The sequence below is a fragment of the uncultured Kordia sp. genome (assembly GCF_947496985.1).
Classification (GTDB): Bacteria; Bacteroidota; Bacteroidia; order Flavobacteriales; family Flavobacteriaceae; genus Kordia.
On record NZ_CANMEZ010000059.1, the window covers coordinates 1 to 206 of the forward strand.

Sequence of the window (206 nt, forward strand, 5' to 3'; positions counted from 1 at the left end):
ACTAAAATCCCATCAGTATCATCATCACATGCTGTGAGTGGATCTGGCATGGTATTCGGTGTTGGAATAGGAAGTACTCTCAGGGTCATGGTAATATCCGTAGTACAACCTGCACTATTGGTTGCGCGAATGTAGAGTGTTTGTGGATTCTCCACATTCTGATATTCTGTTGGATCGGCAATTGGTGTATCACTCGCTAAATCAGC

General features: G+C 43.7%; 1 protein-coding gene. It reads right to left on the minus strand.

Annotated features, from left to right (window positions below):
* On the minus strand, window positions 1–206 hold a 206-nt coding region (locus tag Q0828_RS24485; protein WP_298428012.1), incomplete at both ends, for a hypothetical protein.